Origin of the sequence: Thauera sp. K11, from assembly GCF_002354895.1 — a bacterium.
GTDB lineage: Bacteria > Pseudomonadota > Gammaproteobacteria > Burkholderiales > Rhodocyclaceae > Thauera > Thauera sinica.
Map to the genome: position 1 here is coordinate 4,764,179 of NZ_CP023439.1, position 15,419 is coordinate 4,779,597.

A 15,419-nucleotide genomic window follows, 5' to 3' on the forward strand; every position below is an offset into this window, starting at 1 on the left:
CGTCGCCCGCCGGTGCATCGCGGCCATGCGCAGGGTGCGCGGATTGCTGCACTGCATGAGTGCTTTTTCAATTGAAGGATGTTCAAATGAAAAGCCTTCGGCGGGCGCGAAGCGGACGGCGCGTCGAGGTGTCTTGCATCTGTCGCAAGACTTCATGCATTCGTTGCCGATATCGGAACGGATGCCGGATTCAGGAAAAAAATACCGCGGGCATCTGCCCAACAGAGGAGATTTCAATGGAACTCGCTCGTCACGAAAGCGCGCCCGTGCCGTATTCGGTGATCGCCGGCGCCAGCCTGTTTCAGACCCAGGACGTCGAGGAGGCACGCCAGTGGGGCGTGCGCACCTTTTGCGAGAGCACGCTGAACACGGTCAGCCGGCAGCGCTCGATCAATGCGCGCCTGCACCTGCGCAAGGTCAGGGGCGTGGGCTTCGGACGCATCACCTATGGCGGCGAGGTCAACATCGATCCGGGCAGTTTCGAGTCCTTCTATCTCGTCCAGGTGCCGCTGAGCGGGCGGGAACTGGTGGAGGTGGGCGGCGAGGCGGTCTGTTCGGCGGGCAAGAACGGCTCTGTGATCAATGCCAATGCGCCGGTCCTGATCCGCCACGAGCCCAATACCGAGAAGCTGGTGGTGCGGGTGGACCGCGAGGCGCTGGAGCGCAACTGCATCCAGCACCTGGGCCACGGCATGCGCCGCCCGCTCGAGTTCCGGCCGTCGATGTCGCTCGACAGCCAGGGCGGCATGCGATGGACCGGCCTGATGCGCTGGATCTACGAAAGCCTCGCGATCGACGAGCAGAGCTTCGACCCGGCCATCATCGCCGCGCAGATCGAGCAGATGGTGATCACCATGCTGCTCACCTGTCAGCCGCACAACTACAGCGAGGAACTGGCCGGGGAGGAACGCTCGATCGCGCCGGCCTTCGTGAAGCGCATCGAGCGCTACAGCTACATCGAGGAGCATGCCGACGAGCCGATCACCATCGTCGATCTGGCCGAGCATGCCGGCGTCAGCAGCCGCTCGATCTTCAACGGCTTCCGCCGCTTCCGCAACACCTCGCCGATGCTGTACCTGAAGGAAGTGCGCATGCGCCGCGTCAATGAAGAGCTGAAGCGCCTCACGCCGGGCGAGACCACCGTCACCGCGGTGGCCTACCAGTGGGGCTTCACCCATCTCGGCCATTTCACCACCGACTACAAACGCCGCTTCGGCGAAAGCCCGTCGCAGACGCTGGCGCGCTGACGGGCGCGGGTCCGCGCGCCCGCCGCGCAGGCGAACCGCGTCCGTTCCAGGCCGCCGGAAACCGCGTTTTCATCCGCCGTTTCATTCTTGCGCTAAGGGGATAAGCGCGGCATTGGGTGGAGCGTCGAACAAAAAGCGGCCCAATAACATCACTCCCGGATTCACCGCAATCTCGTTCAATCAGCAACCGGGAGATTCAGATGTCGGACCAACCCATCATCCGCAGGCGCACCCAGAAGCTCAACACGATCAGCGAAGAGCGCGTCAACAACCAGAAGACGCAGAGCCAGTACCAGCCGTACAAGGATGCGGCCTGGGGGTTCATCAACCACTGGTATCCGGCCCTCTTCAGCAGCGAGCTTCCGGAAGACGAGGTGCAGGGCATCCAGATCTGCGGCGTGCCCATCGTGCTGCGTCGTTCGGAAGGCAAGGTCTATGCGCTCAAGGACCAGTGCGTGCACCGCGGCGTGCGCATGTCCGAGAAGAAGATGTGCTTCGACAAGAAGACCGTCTCCTGCTGGTACCACGGTTTCACGTTCGACCTGAAGGACGGCCGCCTGACGACCATCGTCGGCAACCCGGACGACAAGCTGATCGGCACCACCGGCGTGACGACCTACCCGGTGCATGAAGTCGCCGGCATGATCTTCGTCTTCGTGCGCGAGGACGATTATCCGGACGAGGACGTGCCGCCGCTGGAACACGACCTGCCGTTCCGCTTCCCGAAGGACAACGAGCGCTTCCCGCATCCGCTGTGGCCGGACACGCCCAGCCTGCTGGACGAGGGCGCGGTGGCGATGGGCATGCACCGCACCGGCTACGGCAACTGGCGCGTCGCCATCGAGAACGGCTTCGACAACGCGCACATCCTGGTGCACAAGGATTGCAGCATCGTCCAGGCGATGAAGTGGGTGCTGCCGCTGGGCATCGTGCCGACCGGCGACGACGCGATCACCGTGGTCGAGGACGACAACGGCCCGAAGGGCATGATGCAGTGGCTGTTCACCGACAAGTGGCAGCCCATCCTCGAGAACAAGGAACTGGGCGTCGAGGTCAAGGGCGTCAATGCGCGTCCCTACCGCACGTCGGTCGTGATGCCGGGCGTGCTGATGGTCGAGAACTGGCCGGAAGAGCACGTCGTGCAGTACGAGTGGAACGTGCCGATCACCGACGACACGCACGAATACTGGGAAGTGCTCGTTCGCGTGTGCAGGACGCCGCAGGAACTGGACGACTACAAGTACCGCTTCGAGCGCGTCTACAAGCCGCTGGCGCTGCACGGCTTCAACGACTGCGACGTCTATGCGCGCGAGGCGATGCAGTATTTCTACGCCGACGGCACCGGCTGGGACGACGAGCAACTCGTCTCCACCGACCTGTCGCCGATCACCTGGCGCAAGCTGGCCTCGCGCTGGAACCGCGGCATCGCCAAGCCGGGACGCGGTGTGAACGGGGCGACGAAGGATTCGGCCATCCGCTACAGGGAAACGGCCGACGGCAAGCCGCCGCGCTACAAGACCGACAAGGTCGACTTCTGAACCGGCGGCCCGGCCGTGGGCCGGGCCGGGCGACTCCGTTTCCAGCAGATACGCGCACGCCGCGGACAGCGCCGGCGCCCGGTACGCGGCGGCGCGCCCGGCGCGCACGCCCATACAGGACACGCGCAATGCAGCAGAACCCCGAGATCGGGCTTTCGATCGACGTCGATGGCATCGAGACCAACTACCACGATGTGGGACAGGGGCATCCCGTCCTGATGATCCACGGCTCCGGCCCCGGCGTGAGCGGCTTCGTGAACTGGCGCCTGGCCATGCCGGAACTGGCGAAATCCTGCCGCGTGATCGTGCCCGACATGCTGGGCTTCGGATACAGCGCACGCTCGCCGGACGGCCGCTACACGCCGGAGCGGTGGGTGGCGCAGGCCGTCGGGCTGATGGATGCGCTCGGCGTCCAGCAGGCCGACATCGTCGGCAACTCCTTCGGCGGCGCGCTCGCGCTGATGCTGGCCATCCGCCATCCGCAGCGCATCCGCCGGCTGGTGCTGATGGGCGCGGCAGGCATCGACTTCGAGCTGACCCCGGGGCTGGACGCGGTATGGGGCTACGAGCCGTCGATGGACGACATGCGCCGCGTGATGGACATCTTCGCCTTCGACCGCGCGCGCATCACCGAGGACATCGTGCGCTCGCGCTTCGAAGCCAGTGTCCAGCCCGGCGCGCAGGAAGCGTTCTCCGCCATGTTTCCCGCGCCACGCCAGCGCTGGGTGCAGGCCCTGGCCAGCCCGGAGGCGGCGATCCGCGCCATCGAGCACGAGACGCTGATCATCCACGGCCGCGAGGACAGGGTGATCCCCCTGGGCAATTCGCTGCGCCTGTGCGAGCTGATCCCGCGCGCGCAGCTTCACGTCTATGGCCGCTGCGGCCACTGGACCCAGATCGAGCACGCCGGGCGCTTCGCCCGCCTGGTGCGCGACTTCCTGACCGAGCAATGACCCATCCCGCCGCTGCGGCGCGGGATGACGACGAGGAGTGCAACAGTGGAAAACGACATCAAGGGACGCTGGTACGTCCAGTCATGGACGCAGGAATACGACGACGGCCGCGTCGTCCACCCGTTCGGCGAGAAGCTGGACGGCTTCATCGAATACGGCGACGGCACGATGTTCTGCCTGCTGACCAGGGTGCCGCGCACGCCGTTCGCCACCGGCGGCCAGTGGGACGCCGACGCTGCGGAGAAGGCCACTGCCTACGACGAGTTCCTCTCCTATGCGGGCGGCTACAGCGTCGATGGCGACTACGTCACCCACCACGTCGAACTGTGCATCTTCCCCAACTGGCAGGGCGGCAAGCAGCGCCGCCGCATCGTGTGGGGCGAGGACGGCGGACTGACGCTGGTGGCGCGCATCGAGGAAGGCACCCGCGAGGCACGCACCGCCCGGCTGGCGTGGCGGCGCGAAAAACCGGGCGGGAGGCTGTGATGTCACTGGTGAAACGGCTTGCCTACGTGGAGATCGAGGCTTCCGACCTCGACCGCTGGACGGTGTTCGGCCGCGACGTGTTCGGCTGCGAACTGGCGGCGGGCAGCACCGCCGACAGCCTGCAGTTCCGCATCGACGCGCGCCCCTGGCGCATCCAGGTGTCGCGCGGGGCGCGCGACGACCTGAAGACGATCGGCCTGGAAGTCGCCGGCCGCGACGGCCTGCGGGAAGTGTGCGCCCGCCTGGAAAAGGCCGGGCACCCGTTCCGCATGGCGACGAAGGAGCAGTGCGAAGCGCGCGGCGTGTACGAGATGTGCCTGCTGGTCGATCCGTCCGGCATCGAGGTCGAAGTCTCCTACGGATCGCTGCTGCAGCCGCAGCGGCCCTTCTGCGCGGCGGTCGGCCACGGCGGCTTCGTCACCGGCGAGCAGGGCCTGGGCCACCTGATGCTGGTGGTCGACGACCCGCTGCGCGTGCAGCAGTTCTACGGCGACGTCATGGGCTTCATCACCAGCGACTACGTGTCGACGAAGAACTACGGCGGGCTCGCCGGCGACTTCATCTTCATGCGCTGCAATCCGCGCCACCACACGCTGGCCTTCGGCAGCCTGCCCATCCCGCGGCGCCTGGGCCACCTGATGCTGCAGGTCAGCCGCATCGACGACGTCGGCCTCACGCTCGACCGCGTGCATGCGCACGGCTTCCGCCAGACGCGCTCGATCGGCCGCCACGTGAACGACAACATGTTCTCGTTCTACTGCGAATCGCCGTCCAGGCTGCAGTTCGAATGCGGCTGGGGCGGGCTGGAGATGGAGGACGACAGCGACGTGAAGCTGTTCGACGTCACCAGCATGTGGGGGCACAAGCATCTCTGAGGGAGATTCCCTGCCGTGGCCGGCCGCCCCGAGGCGCCGGCCGGCCATGCGCCGCACGTGGCGCATCGATCGGATCGAGATGCACGACACAGGGGCGGGTTCGAACTCCGCCCCGGCGGACGTACCGTCAGCGGTAGTCCGCGCCGGCTTCCTGCACGCTGCCGCCCGCCTGGGTGACGATGCGCGAGCGCAGCCAGTGGGCGAACCCGGCTTCTTCGATGGTGCCGTCGGCGAGGCCGACCATGGCGACGTATTTTTCTTCGTCGCTGGCTTTCAGATCGCAGTTGTTGAGCTTGAGGAATACCCGGTAGCAGACGTGCGCAGTGCGCTTGTTGCCATCGACGAACGGATGGTTGCGGGCCAGGCCGGCAGCGAGGCTGGCGGCCAGATCGGCGAGGTCCGGCGGCGGTTCCCCATACGCATGGAGCTGCTGCGGACGGGCCAGCGCGGATTCGAGCAGCGTTTCGTCACGCGGGCCGCCGGCGCCGCCATGTTCGGCAAGCTGGCGGTCGTGAATGGCCTGCACCAGCGGCTTGCCGATCCAGACGATCATCGTTTCGCGCCGCTCATTTCGCGAGCTGGTGCAGCACCTGCCGGTCTTCGCGCATGATCTGCTCGGCCATGGCCATCTGTGCCGCCAGCACCGGGTCGTAAGCGGTCAGCTTGATGCCATCGGGCGTTTCCAGGGCGTAGAGTTCGTCGCCCTTTTCCAGGCGCAGGTGCGCCAGCAGCTCCCTGGGAAGAATGACGCCGGCGGAGTTGCCGATGCTGGTGATCTTGAGCTTCATGTCTGGCCTCGCGGCGAGTCTTGTTATAACGGATGTTATCACGGCCCGGGCTGTCGAGGGCCCGCAACAGGCGGGCCCCTCGCCGTCTCGGATCAGCCGCGCACCGCGCCGATCAGCACGAAGAACATGCGCACCGGCCGCTCGCTCTGGTTGCGCCACGCATGCCGGGTGCCGAGCTGCACGACGACGTCGCCCGCCTGCAGGCGGCTCGAACGTCCGTCGTCGAGGTCCAGCCATACCTCGCCGTCGAGCACGACGCCGTAGTCGATCGTGTCGGTGCGGTGAAAGCCCGAACCGTCGGGGTCGAAGCTCTCGGCCAGTCCCGGCAGCCGCTGCGCGAATTCCATGCCGGCGGCGGCGGGGTCGAACTGGTCCGAGCGCATGACGCTGTCGGGCGGGAAGGTCACCGCCATCGCGATGGTGCCGCCCGGCCGCGGAATGACCGATTCCACCGCCGCCACCGCATCGGACGGGCTCGCGGGGATCGTGGGCAGCGGCTCGGTCCGCCAGACCAGGCTGGCTGCGAAGCCGGGATGGTGCTCGAAGGCGCCGGCGAGCGGTGCGCGCATGGCGATGTCGGCGCGGCCGTTCGCGTCGTGGCCGGTGACGATTCGTGTCGTTTGCATCGGGTTCTCCTTCCTGCGGGATGTCGCCGGCGGTCCCCGCCTCGGCGAGGCGGGCGCGGCCGCCGGCGCGAGGGGTTCAGGCGTGCACGATGTGGAAGTTGGTGAAGCCGTTGGCCTGCGACTCCACGGCCTCCAGCGCTTCGTTGAGCCGTTCCAGCGGGTAGGCGCGGGGTTCGAGCAGGTCGAGGTCGACGATGCCCGACTCGATCATCGCAACCAGTTCTGCGCCCTCGGCCGGGGTGAACCACAGCGAGCCGATGTACTGCAGTTGCGCGCACATGAAGGGATGCGGGTCGATCGGGATGGGGCCGGCCACGCCACCGATCTGCACGATGCGTCCGCCGCGGGCGACCGCCCCCATGGCATCGACCGACAGTTCGGCCGGGGCTTTCGCGCCCAGCGTGTCCAGCATCGCGTCCACGCCGCCCGGAAGATGCCGGCGCGCCTGCTCGGCGATGCCGCCTTCGCCCAGCACCACCGGCACCACGCGCCGCGGGTCGAGCGCGACGAGGCGGTCCAGCGCCTTGCGGTCGCGCGCGACGACCAGCACGCGGGCGGCGCCGAAGGCGAGCGCGAGCAGGGTCGCGCCCACGCCCAGCGTGCCGGTGGCGCCGAGGACCAGCAGGCTCTGGCCGGGCCGCAGCGCCGACTTGCGGATCGCCGAATACGCCGTGCCGAGGTAGCCGAGGCGGGCGGCCCGGGCCGAGCCGAGGTTGTCCGGCAGGCGCACCAGGTTTGCCGCCGGCGCGGTCATGTACTCGCCGTAGCCAGCATGGGGATAGCGCTCGAACACCGCCTGCGAGCCCGGCCCGAAGCCGAAATAGCCCATGAAGGTGTAGCTGTCGCAGCGCGTCGGTTCGCCCTGCACGCAGCAGCGGCATTCGCCGCAGCCGACGCCGGGATTCACATACACCCGGTCGCCCAGCCGGTAGGCGGTGACGCCGTCGCCGACCGCAGCCACCGTGCCCGCGCTGTCCAGGCCGAAGGTGGCGGGCAGCGCCGGCAGCGGCAGGAAGGGATACCAGGTGGGGAAGTGCGTGACGACGTTGCGCAGGTTGGGAATCAGCCCGCAGGCTTCGACCTTCACCAGCACGTCGTGCTTGCCGGGAGTCGGGATGGGGACTTCGTCGATCGAAAACCGTCCGCCGATCTCGTGCAAGCGCGCAGCCCGCATCATGCTCATGTCGTTTCCTCCGTGGGTGGTGTGGATGCCGGCCGCCACCCGAAGGCGGTCCGGCCCGGGGAGGGCACGGGTTGCGCGCGGCGCATGCGGCGCCGCGACTGGAAAAGGGTGTGCATCCCCGGCGCCCATGCTCACCCGTCCAGCGCCATGCCGCGCTCCGCCGGCTACCGGGTTTATCCCGGGGGCGCAGGAAAACAGGGGGAGGTCGCGCTGGAGCCTTCGCGGCTGTCGGGATGGTGGTGAGGGATGCGCGGAGCGGGCGCGTTTACGGCAAGGTCGTTTGCGTGGAACGCCGGGTGTGTCCCGGCTGCCGGACCGGCTTCAGGGTTTGAATGCCGTGTCCTGGGAGGTGGCGGGGCTGTATTGCGGATTCCGGTGACCGGTGAGCGTTTGCGCCGGTTTGGCGTGATCGATTATTCGGAATCATTGTGATCAGACGGGCTAGCGACATGAATTGCGAAAGCGGACTTCAACGCTCGAGTTCAGGGACGCTCCGCCGGATTTTCGACGGAGCGTCCCCTCCAACTGGTTGGGCATCGCTACGCGAGGTGCACGGTGTGCTCATGTACTCCAGCTTGGGTGATCTCGATGTTTCCCTTGCGCACAACCTTAATTGAAACCTTGAGATACCGTTGATCTGCGGGAATCAGATCGGGTACCGCAACGTAAACATATTTCTTAAAGTCAATGAATGGCCACGCGCTGGAGTAAACCCATTGAGCAATTTTCTTGGTGCAGGAGGAAAGTACTGCCATCCGATCTGCTGTCGCATTTTTCTTGATGAAGTTCGAAAGCACGAGTTTTACCTTGGCCATGCTGAAGAGATTGGCCTCGGCTTCTAACCTCCCGTCAAACCCCATGTCCAACTGTCGAGCATTGGCAGCCTTCTTGTTGCGAGGCGAGATGCCACCCAATTTCATTGAGTCATGACCGACAGTTGCCTGAACAAAGAGCCTCGAAACTTTCTGCCAATCGTGATGTTTCTCAATTCTGTAATCGTTAGGCATAACGGCCATCTTGAATAAATATACCTTGGAGGACTCCTGTGAAATATTGCCGTCGGATAACAATTCTGCCTTTATCGTGGGGTCAAGCGTTTCCCAGGGAAGCACAGTTCCCTCGGCATCAAGCTCAAACCTAAACGGGCCTTCGAAACCGTCCATTTGATCCTCCTATGATATACGGAAAAATGCAGGGTAGTAGGACTGCGATGTCCAACGTCTGAATTCACCGGCCCGTACGGCTTTTCGCGCAGGTCCGGTGGAATGATGGGTTGGGCGCTCATCCCATGTTGAAGGTGCATTTCATTTGCAAGACTTGACCTGGACTATCCAAGGCCGTCCATCTGCATCTGCATACGCGATTCGACAACCTTCGGGTGAGACAAGGATCGGCCCGCTAAAGTTGCCTGCAACACCCTGAACCCAGTGCGTCTCAGCCTTAACGTGCGTTAGTTCGTACACTCCGGCAACGGAATCTCCAACCGATTTGCCGTAAATATGTGCATAGATGCGGCCCTGTGCCCCAGCTAGGTCAAAATGCGCGTAGCACGAACACCCACAAGAAAAACAGCTAAATGCCTTAAGCAATCCATGTGATCGAACCCATGGCCCACCAGGCAACATGAGCACTCGCGTAACCGTAAGATCGGGTGCAAGGCGCCACGCGGTAAGTGGCCAGACGTTGCGGTTGGCATCGAATTCGCGATTTGATTCGTAGATTACGTAGCTGCCGTCGGAGTCGCGGAACGAATGCAATTCCGAGCCCATGTCGGGCGATGAGTTTGTTGCACCGGGTAGCGGGATTGCTCTGGAAGGTGCATCAGAACCATGGCTGAACAGGTGAAGGATACGACTTCCCGTGCTTCTGGCGCTCTTGTCCACTGTGACGAATGCATCCCCTTCACTTGCAAGCAGCAATGGGCGGGGAGATTGAACCAGAGTCTCGCCGCGTTTAAGTATGGCGACCTTTCGTTCGCGTTCTTTGTAGTCAAAAGGGCTGCAATCCAATGGATTGGTATTCCACCATATCGACAGATCCGAATCTTCAGTATTCAGTTCCGGCCGAGACCAGTCGCGCACATGACGAAATCGCTGCTCTTTAGGCGCGGAAATAATTGTGACATTGCTCTTGGTAGAGCGAACGGGTAAATTGATTCCAAAACGCCCTCCACGTGATGAGAAGCAATTCGAATGTTGAAAGTCCGTCGTATCGTACTTCTCTGCAAGGCGTTGCTTGAGTTGACGTGATTTTAAGTCATACCGATAAATCGAATCTCGGTGGCCGACTACCAAAGTATTGGTATCAATCCAAGCAAGCGGCGCGATGTCCTGCGGCTCTAGAGCGAGAGTTGTCCATCCCGGGTCGTGCTGACCACAGGCCGTCATCATTAACACTACGAGACAATAAAAAGCAGTTCGGAGTGGGATCATTATTGAGACGCCAACTTTGTTTTGGGGAGGCAGTTTTGCGCCCTAACTTCGGACTGTCATATCGCCGGAAACCTGCACCGTTGGAGTATCCCGGAGTGTTGGACCCAGTGACCATATCTACTAAAAAAAAGGAAAGCGGCGTGCCAGTACCCTACGTATTGTTGGCTCTGAAAGTCCGCTATGGGCAAGCACGGCCGATGGTGGGTACTGGCCGAATGGCATCGTGCCCGTTCATCCACTCCCCACCCAGTCCCCCCTCTCCCAACCAGCGCAAGCAGACGCCAAGCAACGTCAGCCCCGCCGAGCCGCTTCGATGGCGGCGATGTCGATCTTCGTCATCTGCATCATCGCTTCGAAGGCGCGTTTGGCCGCTGCGCGATCGGGATCGGTGATCGCGGCGGTGAGGGCCCTTGGCGTGATCTGCCACGACAGGCCCCACTTGTCCTTGCACCAGCCGCATGCGCTTTCCTGGCCGCCGTTGCTGATGATCGCGTTCCACAGGCGATCGGTTTCGGCCTGGTCGTCGGTCGCGACCTGGAACGAGAAAGCCTCGCTGTGGCTGAACGCCGGGCCGCCGTTCAGTCCGAGGCAGGGGATGCCCATGACGGTGAACTCGACCGTCAGGACATCACCCTCCTTGCCGGAGGGATAGTCGCCGGGTGCGTGGAGGATGCTTCCCACGGCGCTGTCCGGAAACGTTTCGGCGTAGAACTGCGCGGCGTCCAGGGCGGTGCCGTCGTACCAGAGACAAATCGTGTTCTTGCTGATCATTTCGTTCCTCCACTCTTGAAAGGTATGTGGAATCGAGCCACGAAGGTTGGCCGGCCTCTTCGGCAACTGCGTTGCGTCGAAATAGTCCGCCGAGGCCGGACGGTAGACAACGGCCTTGGGCAAGGCGATCCGGCCGGTTTCTGGAGCCGGGCTTGACCGGCATGGCGTTCCGTCGAATCAAGCAACGCGGGAGTTCCGCGCCGCACGTTCACCGCGGCCGTGCCGGCGGCGTGTTGCGCAGGATCTCGTCGATGGTGGTGACCCCGGCGGCGACCTTCAGCGCGCCGCTCAGGCGCAGCGGGCGCATGCCTTCGCGGATCGCCTGTTCGCGCAGTTGCGCGCCGTCCTTGTCTTCGCCGACCAGGCGGCGCAGGGTCGGGGTGACGGTGAGCATCTCGTACAGGCCGGTGCGGCCGAGGTAGCCGGTCATGCGGCATTCGAGGCAGCCGACCGGCTTCGACACCTGGCGCGGCATGTTGGACTTCCACGGGCTCACCAGTTCGTTCCAGGCCCGCTCGTCGGTGTCGGCCGGTGCGCGGCAGTGCGGGCACAGCGTGCGCGCCAGGCGCTGCGCGAGCACGCCGAGCAGCGTGGCGCGGATCAGGTAGTCGGGCACGCCGAGGTCCAGCAGCCGGGTGACGGCCGAGGGCGCGTCGTTGGTGTGCAGGGTGGACAGCACCAGGTGGCCGGTGAGCGCGGCCTGCACCGCCATCTCGGCGGTCTCGAGGTCGCGGATCTCGCCGATCATGATGATGTCCGGGTCCTGGCGCAGCAGCGTGCGCACGCCGGCGGCGAAGTCGAGGCCGATGTTGTGCTGCACCTGCATCTGGTTGAGGTGCGGGTAGACGTTCTCGATCGGGTCTTCCACGGTGCATACGTTCACCTCGGGCGTGGCCAGTTCGCGCAGCGTGGAATACAGCGTGGTGGTCTTGCCAGAGCCGGTCGGGCCGGTGACGAGGATGATGCCGTTGGGCTGCTGGATGAGGTCGCGCCAGCGCCGGTTTTCGTCGTCGGAAAAGCCGAGTTCGGCGAAGTTCTTCAGCAGCAGTTCGGGGTTGAAGATGCGCATCACCAGCTTTTCGCCGAAGGCGGTGGGCATGGTCGACAGGCGCAGCTCGATCTCGTCGCCGCCGGGCGAGCGCGTCTTGATGCGGCCGTCCTGCGGGCGGCGCTTTTCCACCACGTCGAGGCGGCCGAGCAGCTTGATGCGGTTGGTGATCGCCGCCATCAACTGCATCGGCGCCTGGTACACCAGGTGCATCTGGCCGTCGATGCGAAAGCGCACCAGGCATTCCTCGCGCCGCGGCTCGATGTGGATGTCGCTGGCGCGCTGCTCGAAGGCGTACTGCAGCAGCCAGTCGACGATGTGCACCACCGCCTGGTCGTTGGCGTCGATGTTGCTGCTCTTGCCCAGTTGCACCAACTGCTCGAAGTTGGTGATGCCTTGCGGCAGTTCCTGCTGGCGCTCCATCGCGCGGCGCACCGAGCGCGCCAGGCTGTAGAACTCGCCGAGGTAGCGGCGCACGTCGGCCGGATTGGCGAGCACGGTGCGGATGCGCAGGCCGAGCATGCGTTCGAGTTCGCCCTGCCACTCGCGGTCGAAGGGTTCGGCGGTCGCCACCGTCACTTCCTGCGTGCTCACCTCCACCGGCAGGATGTGGTAGCGCGCGGCGTAGGCATGGGTGACGACGCCGCACACGCGCGCGACGTCGATCTTGAGCGGGTCGATGTGCAGGTAGGGCTGCTGCGTCCTCGCGGCCAGCCATTCGGTGAGCGTCTCGGTGGTCAGCACGCGGCTGCCGTCCTTCGCGTCGGTGAGCCGGTGGTCGCCGACCCAGACCAGCGGATGCACGTCCTGGTCGCGGGCGGGGCGGGTGGCGAGCAGCCTGTCGCCGTCGGCCGGCGCCAGGTGGCCGTCGGCCGCCAGCATCTGCACCAGTTCGTCGAGCTGCAGTTTCGCGTTGGCGAGCCGCCTGCGCCTTGTCGGTGCTTCCTGCATGGGCCGGGTTTTCCTGCAGCGTGTTCGGTTGCGCGATTGTATGCTGCGCTGCTTGCGCCGTCGTTCCCGCTTCGCACTCCAACGGGAGGAATCCGACCCATGCTGATCGGCACAGCAGGCCACATCGACCATGGCAAGACCACGCTGGTGCGCGCGCTCACCGGCGTCGACACCGACCGCCTGCCCGAAGAGAAGCAGCGCGGCATCACCATCGAGCTGGGCTACGCCTACGCGCCGCTCGCGGACGGGCAGGTGCTGGCCTTCATCGACGTGCCGGGGCACGAGCGCTTCGTGCCCACCATGCTGATGGGCGCGGCGGGCATCGACTACGCCCTGCTGGTGGTGGCCGCCGATGACGGCGTGATGCCGCAGACGCGCGAGCACCTGGCCATCCTGCACCTGCTGGGCGTGGGGCGCGGCGCGGTGGCGCTGACCAAGTGCGACCGTGTGCCGGCGGCGCGCGTCGCCGAGGTCGCGGCCGAGGTCGGAGGGCTGCTCGCGCCCACACGGCTGGCCGGCAGCCCGGTGTTCGCGGTGTCGGCCGCCAGCGGCGAGGGCGTCCCCGCGCTGAGCGCCCATCTCGAGGCGGTGGCGAAGGCCGAGCCGCAAGTGGTGCCGGCGGGCGGTTTCCGCCTGGTGGTGGACCGCCGTTTCGCGATCGCCGGTGCCGGCACCATCGTCACCGGCTCGGTGCATGCCGGCACGGTGCGCATCGGCGACCGCCTGTTGCTGGCGCGGCCTTCCGGCTTCTCGCGCGAGGTCAGGGTGCGCGGCCTGCATGTGAACAGCCGCCGCGCCGAGGCCGGCGGGCCGGGCAGCCGCTGCGCGGTGAACCTCGCCGGCATCGACTACGGCGACATCGAACGCGGCGACTGGCTGCTCGCGCCCGCGCTGGCCTGCGCCACCGACCGGCTCGATCTGCGCCTGCACCTGCTGCCGGAAGCCGGACGCAGGCTCGGCCAGTGGGCCGGCGTCACGCTGCATCATGCCGGCGGGCACGCGATGGCGCGGCTGGCGCTGCTCGACGGCGCGCTCGAGGCCGGCGGGCTGGCGCCGGGCGCATCCGGGCTGGTGCAGGCGGTGCTCGACCGCCCGGTGTTCGCCTGCCACGGCGACCGCGTCGTCATCCGCGATGCAGCCGGGCGCGAGACGCTGGGCGGCGGCCGCGTGCTCGACCCGTTTCCGTCCGCGCGCCACCGGCGCCGGCCCGAACGCCTCGCGCTGCTCGCCGCGCTGGAAGATGCCGACCCCGCCGCGCGGCTGGCCGCACTGCTGGAAGCCGCGCCGGCCGGGCTGGATGCCGACGAGGTGGCTGCCGCGCACAACCTGCCCGGGGACGGCTGGCGTGCGCTGCTGCCGGCCGGCGCGGTGGCCTTGCCGCGGCCTGCGAACCGCCTGCTCGGCGCCGCCGCGTGGGCCCGGCTGGGCGATGCCATCCTTGCCCGCCTGGCGGCGCACCACGCCGATTTCGCCGACGAACCCGGCGTCGAGCGCGAGCGCCTGCGCCGCATGTGCGCACCGCAACTGCCCTCGCCGGCCTTCCAGGCGCGGCTGGAAGCCCTGCTCGCCGACGGACTCATCGGTCGCGCCGGTTCGGCCTGGCACCTGCCGGCGCACACGGCGGAACTCGGCGCCGCCGACCGCGCGCGTGCCGACGAACTGATCGCCCGGCTCGCCGCCGGCGGCTTCGATCCGCCGTGGGTGCGTGACCTCGCGGCGGCCTGCGCGCTCGCCGAAGCGGACGTGCGCAGCCTGCTGCGCCGGCTGGCGATGCGCGGCGAAGTGTTCCAGGTGGTGCGGGATCTGTTCTACGCGCGCGGCAACGTGGCGGAGATGCAGGCGATCGCCGCCGGACTGGCTGCCGGCGATGATCGCCGCATCCGCGCCGCGGATTTCCGCGACCGCATCGGCGGCGGCCGCAAGCGCGCGATCCAGATCCTGGAGTTCTTCGACCGCGTCGGATACACGCGCCGCGTCGGCGAGGGGCAGCGCCGCGCCCACGTGCTGCGCGGCGAGCCGCCGGTGCCGGCGGACGAGATGCCCGCCTGAGGTCGCACGGCCCGGCGAGGGGAACGGCCCCGCCGGGTGTGCGTTCGCCGGCCGGGGCTGCGCGCAGCGCAATTTCCCGCACCCGCACCCGCACCCGCACCCGCACCCGCACCCGCACCCGCACCCGCACCCGCACCCGCACCCGCACCCGCACCCGCACCCGCACCCGCACTCCGCGTTTGGGGTGCCATGCCGGGCGCCTGCCGCAGGCGGCGCGGGTGTGTCGCCTCGCCGCGGCGTCGTTCGTCCGGCTGCTGCCAAACCGCCGCGGGGCGGGCTATGATCCTTGCCGGTTGCGGAAGAGACGCGTTCCCCGGTGGGGCGACCGGTCTTCAAAACCGGGTGGGGCCGTCAGCCGGTCCCAGGTGGGTTCGACTCCCATTCTCTTCCGCCACCCGGTTTCCTCGCTCCTGGCCGGCGATCCGCCGCCGCGATGTCCCCGACGAATGGCAGGCCGGCCGTAGCGCGCTGG

At 66.5% G+C, this 15,419-nt stretch carries 14 protein-coding genes and 1 tRNA gene; 7 read left to right on the plus strand and 8 right to left on the minus strand.

Going from position 1 to position 15,419, the window contains the following annotated elements; translation table 11 throughout:
- The first annotated feature begins 236 nt into the window (after positions 1-236).
- The 5 genes from CCZ27_RS20830 to CCZ27_RS20850 all read left to right on the plus strand — a co-directional run bounded on the left by CCZ27_RS20830 (position 237) and on the right by CCZ27_RS20850 (position 5,099).
- A complete protein-coding gene (locus tag CCZ27_RS20830; protein WP_096451411.1) occupies positions 237-1,247 on the plus strand; it encodes an AraC family transcriptional regulator in 1,011 nt (336 codons plus the stop codon).
- A gap of 200 nt (positions 1,248-1,447) precedes the next feature.
- Positions 1,448-2,785 carry a Rieske 2Fe-2S domain-containing protein gene (locus CCZ27_RS20835; RefSeq protein WP_096451413.1) on the plus strand — a complete coding sequence of 446 codons (1,338 nt, stop codon included), beginning with the start codon at positions 1,448-1,450 and terminating at the stop codon, positions 2,783-2,785.
- A 128-nt stretch (positions 2,786-2,913) separates the two neighbouring features.
- Entirely contained in the window at positions 2,914-3,738 is an 825-nt protein-coding gene (locus CCZ27_RS20840) for an alpha/beta fold hydrolase (RefSeq protein ID WP_096451415.1), read from the plus strand.
- Positions 3,739-3,783: 45 nt separating this feature from the next.
- A complete protein-coding gene (locus CCZ27_RS20845) occupies positions 3,784-4,224 on the plus strand; it encodes a lipocalin-like domain-containing protein (protein WP_232516485.1) in 441 nt (146 codons plus the stop codon).
- Positions 4,224-5,099 (plus strand): VOC family protein, encoded by an 876-nt coding sequence (locus tag CCZ27_RS20850; RefSeq protein WP_096451419.1) that lies wholly within the window; start codon positions 4,224-4,226, stop codon positions 5,097-5,099. The genes CCZ27_RS20845 and CCZ27_RS20850 overlap by 1 nt, the downstream gene beginning before the upstream one ends.
- Before the next feature lie 127 nt (positions 5,100-5,226).
- Here CCZ27_RS20850 and CCZ27_RS20855 read toward each other — a convergent pair whose 3' ends face one another.
- The 8 genes from CCZ27_RS20855 to tfpB all read right to left on the minus strand — a co-directional run bounded on the left by CCZ27_RS20855 (position 5,227) and on the right by tfpB (position 12,898).
- On the minus strand, positions 5,227-5,652 hold the full coding sequence (locus CCZ27_RS20855) for a type II toxin-antitoxin system death-on-curing family toxin (protein ID WP_096451421.1): 426 nt from the start codon (positions 5,650-5,652) through the stop codon (positions 5,227-5,229).
- Between the two features lie 13 nt (positions 5,653-5,665).
- Positions 5,666-5,887: an AbrB/MazE/SpoVT family DNA-binding domain-containing protein gene (locus CCZ27_RS20860; RefSeq protein ID WP_096451423.1), complete on the minus strand. Its 222-nt coding sequence runs from the start codon at positions 5,885-5,887 to the stop codon at positions 5,666-5,668.
- 92 nt (positions 5,888-5,979) lie between these two features.
- Positions 5,980-6,513: a cupin domain-containing protein gene (locus CCZ27_RS20865; protein WP_096451425.1), complete on the minus strand. Its 534-nt coding sequence runs from the start codon at positions 6,511-6,513 to the stop codon at positions 5,980-5,982.
- A gap of 76 nt (positions 6,514-6,589) precedes the next feature.
- Entirely contained in the window at positions 6,590-7,696 is a 1,107-nt protein-coding gene (locus CCZ27_RS20870) for an alcohol dehydrogenase catalytic domain-containing protein (RefSeq protein ID WP_096451427.1), read from the minus strand.
- A 539-nt stretch (positions 7,697-8,235) separates the two neighbouring features.
- On the minus strand, positions 8,236-8,859 hold the full coding sequence (locus CCZ27_RS20875) for a hypothetical protein (protein WP_096451429.1): 624 nt from the start codon (positions 8,857-8,859) through the stop codon (positions 8,236-8,238).
- Between the two features lie 141 nt (positions 8,860-9,000).
- A complete protein-coding gene (locus CCZ27_RS23775; RefSeq protein WP_157748671.1) occupies positions 9,001-10,086 on the minus strand; it encodes a hypothetical protein in 1,086 nt (361 codons plus the stop codon).
- Positions 10,087-10,419: 333 nt separating this feature from the next.
- On the minus strand, positions 10,420-10,899 hold the full coding sequence (locus CCZ27_RS20880; protein WP_096451431.1) for a VOC family protein: 480 nt from the start codon (positions 10,897-10,899) through the stop codon (positions 10,420-10,422).
- A gap of 208 nt (positions 10,900-11,107) precedes the next feature.
- Positions 11,108-12,898 (minus strand): type IV pilus assembly ATPase TfpB, encoded by a 1,791-nt coding sequence (gene tfpB, locus CCZ27_RS20885; RefSeq protein WP_096451433.1) that lies wholly within the window; start codon positions 12,896-12,898, stop codon positions 11,108-11,110.
- Positions 12,899-12,997: 99 nt separating this feature from the next.
- On the opposite strand from tfpB, the gene selB reads away from it, so the two are divergent.
- Both selB and CCZ27_RS23780 read left to right on the plus strand, forming a co-directional pair.
- A complete protein-coding gene (selB, locus tag CCZ27_RS20890; RefSeq protein ID WP_096451435.1) occupies positions 12,998-14,947 on the plus strand; it encodes a selenocysteine-specific translation elongation factor in 1,950 nt (649 codons plus the stop codon).
- 297 nt (positions 14,948-15,244) lie between these two features.
- A tRNA-Sec gene (locus CCZ27_RS23780) sits at positions 15,245-15,341 on the plus strand.
- Positions 15,342-15,419: the final 78 nt, after the last annotated feature.

Coding starts and splice junctions, on each gene's coding strand:
- CCZ27_RS20865 (WP_096451425.1), bottom strand. CDS start 6,513: ATGCAAACGACACGAATCGTCACCGGCCACGACGCGAACGGCCGCGCC.
- tfpB (WP_096451433.1), bottom strand. CDS start 12,898: ATGCAGGAAGCACCGACAAGGCGCAGGCGGCTCGCCAACGCGAAACTG.
- CCZ27_RS20875 (WP_096451429.1), bottom strand. CDS start 8,859: ATGGACGGTTTCGAAGGCCCGTTTAGGTTTGAGCTTGATGCCGAGGGA.
- selB (WP_096451435.1), top strand. CDS start 12,998: ATGCTGATCGGCACAGCAGGCCACATCGACCATGGCAAGACCACGCTG.
- CCZ27_RS20880 (WP_096451431.1), bottom strand. CDS start 10,899: ATGATCAGCAAGAACACGATTTGTCTCTGGTACGACGGCACCGCCCTG.
- CCZ27_RS20835 (WP_096451413.1), top strand. CDS start 1,448: ATGTCGGACCAACCCATCATCCGCAGGCGCACCCAGAAGCTCAACACG.
- CCZ27_RS23775 (WP_157748671.1), bottom strand. CDS start 10,086: ATGATGACGGCCTGTGGTCAGCACGACCCGGGATGGACAACTCTCGCT.
- CCZ27_RS20850 (WP_096451419.1), top strand. CDS start 4,224: ATGTCACTGGTGAAACGGCTTGCCTACGTGGAGATCGAGGCTTCCGAC.
- CCZ27_RS20840 (WP_096451415.1), top strand. CDS start 2,914: ATGCAGCAGAACCCCGAGATCGGGCTTTCGATCGACGTCGATGGCATC.
- CCZ27_RS20830 (WP_096451411.1), top strand. CDS start 237: ATGGAACTCGCTCGTCACGAAAGCGCGCCCGTGCCGTATTCGGTGATC.
- CCZ27_RS20870 (WP_096451427.1), bottom strand. CDS start 7,696: ATGAGCATGATGCGGGCTGCGCGCTTGCACGAGATCGGCGGACGGTTT.
- CCZ27_RS20860 (WP_096451423.1), bottom strand. CDS start 5,887: ATGAAGCTCAAGATCACCAGCATCGGCAACTCCGCCGGCGTCATTCTT.
- CCZ27_RS20855 (WP_096451421.1), bottom strand. CDS start 5,652: ATGATCGTCTGGATCGGCAAGCCGCTGGTGCAGGCCATTCACGACCGC.